General features: G+C 70.1%; 4 protein-coding genes. 2 read left to right on the top strand and 2 right to left on the bottom strand.

The window, feature by feature from the left end; genetic code table 11:
- Positions 1–556: SDR family NAD(P)-dependent oxidoreductase (locus VHA72_RS16465; RefSeq protein ID WP_325577158.1), on the bottom strand; the 556-nt coding region annotated here is incomplete at its 3' end.
- Between the two features lie 18 nt (positions 557–574).
- Between VHA72_RS16465 and VHA72_RS16470 the strand changes: the two genes are divergently transcribed.
- A complete protein-coding gene (locus VHA72_RS16470) occupies positions 575–1,081 on the top strand; it encodes a gamma carbonic anhydrase family protein (protein WP_325577160.1) in 507 nt (168 codons plus the stop codon).
- Between the two features lie 14 nt (positions 1,082–1,095).
- On the opposite strand, the gene VHA72_RS16475 is transcribed toward VHA72_RS16470, so the two are convergent.
- Complete coding sequence (locus VHA72_RS16475) at positions 1,096–2,121, bottom strand: zinc-dependent alcohol dehydrogenase family protein (RefSeq protein ID WP_325577162.1); 1,026 nt, start codon at positions 2,119–2,121, stop codon at positions 1,096–1,098.
- A gap of 77 nt (positions 2,122–2,198) precedes the next feature.
- Between VHA72_RS16475 and relB the strand changes: the two genes are divergently transcribed.
- Positions 2,199–3,725 (top strand): type II toxin-antitoxin system RelB family anti-toxin, encoded by a 1,527-nt coding sequence (gene relB / locus VHA72_RS16480; RefSeq protein ID WP_325577164.1) that lies wholly within the window; start codon positions 2,199–2,201, stop codon positions 3,723–3,725.
- Positions 3,726–3,734: the final 9 nt, after the last annotated feature.

The following is a 3,734-nucleotide window of genomic DNA, read 5'->3' on the forward strand; positions in this document are numbered from 1 at the left end:
ACAGCGGCCACAGCGCCGTCACGGTGATTCCCTGCGGCCCCCACTCGAGGTCGAGGGCCTCGGTCAGGCCACGCACGGCGAACTTCGTGGCGGAGTACGTCGCCAGCTCGGCCTGGCCGTAGATCGCCGAGGCCGAGGCGAGGTTGACCACGTGCGAGCCGGCGCGCAGGTACGGATGGGCGCTGTGGCAGCCGTTGATCACACCGAGCACGTTCACCTCGACGGCGCGGCGGTGCCGGGCCAGCGGGATGTCCTCGAACCGACCGCCGTCGAGCACGCCGGCGTTGTTCACCAGCACGTCGAGCGGGTCGGCCCCGCAGAACCCGGCCAGCGTCTCCGCCCAGGCGTCGCCGTCGCGGACGTCGAGCACCCCGACGACCACCCCGGGGACCTCCGCGGGGACCTCCGCGTGGACCTCCGCGGCGAGGGAGGCCAGACCCCCCTCGTCCACGTCGTAGGCGCCCACGCGATAACCCTCCCGAGCGAACCGCAGCGCCGTCGCACGCCCGATACCGGCCGCGGCACCGGTGATGAATACCGTCTTCTCACGGGTCATACCGGCAGTATGGCGGACATGACCTTGCTCCCGCTGCCCGATGCCCAGCCGCTGGTCCACGAGACCGCCTACGTCGCCCCCGGCGCGATGGTGATCGGCGCCGTCTCGATCGCCGCCGACGCCGGGATCTGGTTCAACGCCGTGCTGCGTGCCGACGCCGAGCCGATCACCGTCGGCGAGGGCTCCAACCTGCAGGACCTCGTCGCCGCCCACGCCGATCCCGGCTTTCCGCTCACCGTCGGCGCGAACGTCTCGGTGGGCCACAGCGCCGTGCTGCACGGCTGCACCATCGAGGACGACGTGCTGATCGGCATGCACGCCACCGTGATGAACGGCGCGGTCGTCGGCACCGGCTCCATCGTGGCGGCCGGGGCGCTGGTCACCGAGGGCACCGTCGTACCGCCGCGCTCACTGGTGGCCGGCGTGCCCGCAAAGGTTCGGCGCCAGCTCTCCGAGGACGACGTCACCCTGATCCGGCTCAACGCCGAGCACTATCGGAACCTGGCCACCACCTATCGCGGCTGACTATCGCGGCTGACTCAGGAGATCGGCGTGAGCGCGACCTTGATCGCGCGCCGCTCATCCATCGCGGCGTAGCCCTCGGCGACCCGGTCCAGCGGCAGAGTGACGTCGAAGACCCGGCCCGGGTCGATCCGGCCCTCGAGGGTGAGGTCGAGCAGCTCGGGCAGGTAGCGCCGTACCGGTGCGACGCCACCGGCCAGCCCGATGTTCTTGCTGAACATCGTGCGCAGCGGCAGCTCGACCCCGTGCGGGGCACCGACCATGCCGACGGTGGCGCCCGCCCGGGCGACGTCGAACGCGGTCCGCATGGCCTGGTCGGTCCCCACGCACTCCAGCACCGCGTCGGCCTTGACGCCGCCGGTCAGCTCCTTGAGTGCCGCCACCGCGTCCTCGCCGCGCTCGGCGATGACGTCGGTGGCGCCGTACGCCCGCGCGATCCGCTGCCGGTCGGCGTGCCGGGACAGCGCGATGATGCGCTCGGCGCCGAGCACCGACGCGGCCAGTACGCCGCAGAGCCCCACCGCGCCGTCGCCGACGACGGCGACCGTCGACCCGGGCCGCACGCCCGCCGAGACGGCGGCATGCCAGCCGGTGGCCATCACGTCGGTCAGCGCCAGCATCGCGGGCATGGTCGCGGCATCCGGCACGCCCTCGGTCCGGACCAGCGAGCCGTCCGCCTGGGCCACGCGGGCGTACTCCGCCTGGCCGCTGGCCGTCATGGCACCGTTGACGCAGGCCGACTGCACACCCACCTGGCAGTTCGGACAGGTGTTGTCGCACTGGCAGAACGGCACGAGGACGTGGTCGCCGGCCTTGAACCGACGCACCTGCGGGCCGACCTCCTCCACGATGCCCACGCACTCGTGCCCGATGGTGCGGGGCTCGTCGATCGGGCCGTTCTCGCCGCGGAAGTGCCACAGGTCGGAGCCGCAGATGCAGGAGCCGGTCACCTTGACGATCGCGTCGGTGGGAGCCGCGATGACCGGGTCCGGTACCTCGGTGAAGCGGATGTCGCCAGGACCATGGATCGTGGTGGCTCGCATGCTGGCCATCCTTGCACCGGATCGGATAGCGGCCGTGTCGGCGTTGAGTTATCTCATATATGAGTTACGGTGTCGGCATGACGGACGGCTACAAGGGGCGCATCGGAAACCTCATCCGCGACGCCCGCAAGCACCGCGGCCTGACCCAGGCACAGCTCGCGGAGCGACTCGGGACCAGCCAGAGTGCCATCAACCGGATCGAGAAGGGGCAGCAGAACCTGTCCCTGGAGATGCTCGCCCGGATCGGTGCCGCTGTCGACTCGGAGATCGTCGCCCTGGGTGCGGGCCCCACGCACCTGCGCGTCACCGGGCCCACCACCCTCTCGGGCGAGATCACGGTCAAGACCTCGAAGAACGCCGGGGTGGCGCTGCTGTGCGCCAGCCTGCTCAACAAGGGTCGCACCACGCTGCGCAAGGTCGCCCGGATCGAGGAGGTCAACCGGCTGCTGGAGGTGCTCAGCTCCCTGGGGGTGCAGACCCGCTGGCTCAACGACGACAACGACCTCGAGATCGTCCCGCCCAAGCAGCTGCGGCTGGACAACATCGACGAGGATGCCGCTCGGCGTACCCGCTCGGTCATCATGTTCCTCGGGCCGCTGCTGCATCGGGAGGACTCCTTCGCTCTCCCCTATGCCGGTGGCTGCCAGCTCGGCACCCGCACCGTCGAGCCGCACATGTCCGCGCTGCGCCCCTTCGGTCTCGACATCAAGGCCACCGACGGCTCCTACCACGCCTCGGTCAACCGCGAGATCGTGCCGGGCCGTCCGATCGTGCTGACCGAACGCGGCGACACCGTCACCGAGAATGCGCTGATGGCGGCGGCGCTGCACCCGGGCACGACCGTGATCCGCAACGCTTCGTCGAACTACATGGTCCAGGATCTCTGCTTCTACCTGCAGAAGCTCGGCGTCGGGGTCGAGGGCATCGGCACCACCACGCTGACCGTGACGGGGCTGGAGGCGATCGACGTCGACGTCGACTATGCGCCCTCCGAGGACCCGATCGAGGCGATGTCGCTGCTCGCCGCGGCGATCGTCACCGACTCGGAGATCCTCATCCGGCGGGTGCCGATCGAGTTCCTCGAGATCGAGCTGGCCACGCTCGAGGAGATGGGCTTCAGCTACACCCGCTCGGCGGAGTACGTCGCCCTCAACGGCAAGACCCGGCTGGTCGACATCACCACCGGCCACTCCGTGCTGCATGCCCCGCTGGACAAGATCCACCCGATGCCGTTCCCCGGGCTCAACATCGACAACCTGCCGTTCTTCGCCGTGATCGCCTGCGTGGCGCACGGCCAGACGCTGCTGCACGACTGGGTCTACGAGAACCGCGCGATCTACCTGACCGAGCTCAACAAGCTCGGCGGCCAGGTCAAGTTGCTCGACCCGCACCGGGTGATGATCGAGGGGCCGACGCACTTCAGTGGCACCGAGATCGTCTGCCCGCCGGCGCTACGCCCGGCCGTGGTGATCCTGCTGGCGATGCTGGCGTCCAAGGGCACCTCGGTGCTGCGCTCGACGTACGTCATCGCCCGTGGCTACGAGGACCTCGCCGAGCGGCTCAACCAGCTCGGCGCCAACATCGAGCCGTTCCGCGACATCTGAGGCCGGCTG

The organism is Nocardioides sp., from assembly GCF_035547795.1.
Lineage (GTDB): Bacteria > Actinomycetota > Actinomycetes > Propionibacteriales > Nocardioidaceae > Nocardioides.

What these genes read in the sequence shown, in the direction of transcription:
- VHA72_RS16470 (WP_325577160.1), top strand. Translation starts at nt 575, where the DNA reads ATGACCTTGCTCCCGCTGCCCGATGCCCAGCCGCTGGTCCACGAGACC.
- VHA72_RS16475 (WP_325577162.1), bottom strand. Translation starts at nt 2,121, where the DNA reads ATGCGAGCCACCACGATCCATGGTCCTGGCGACATCCGCTTCACCGAG.
- relB (WP_325577164.1), top strand. Translation starts at nt 2,199, where the DNA reads ATGACGGACGGCTACAAGGGGCGCATCGGAAACCTCATCCGCGACGCC.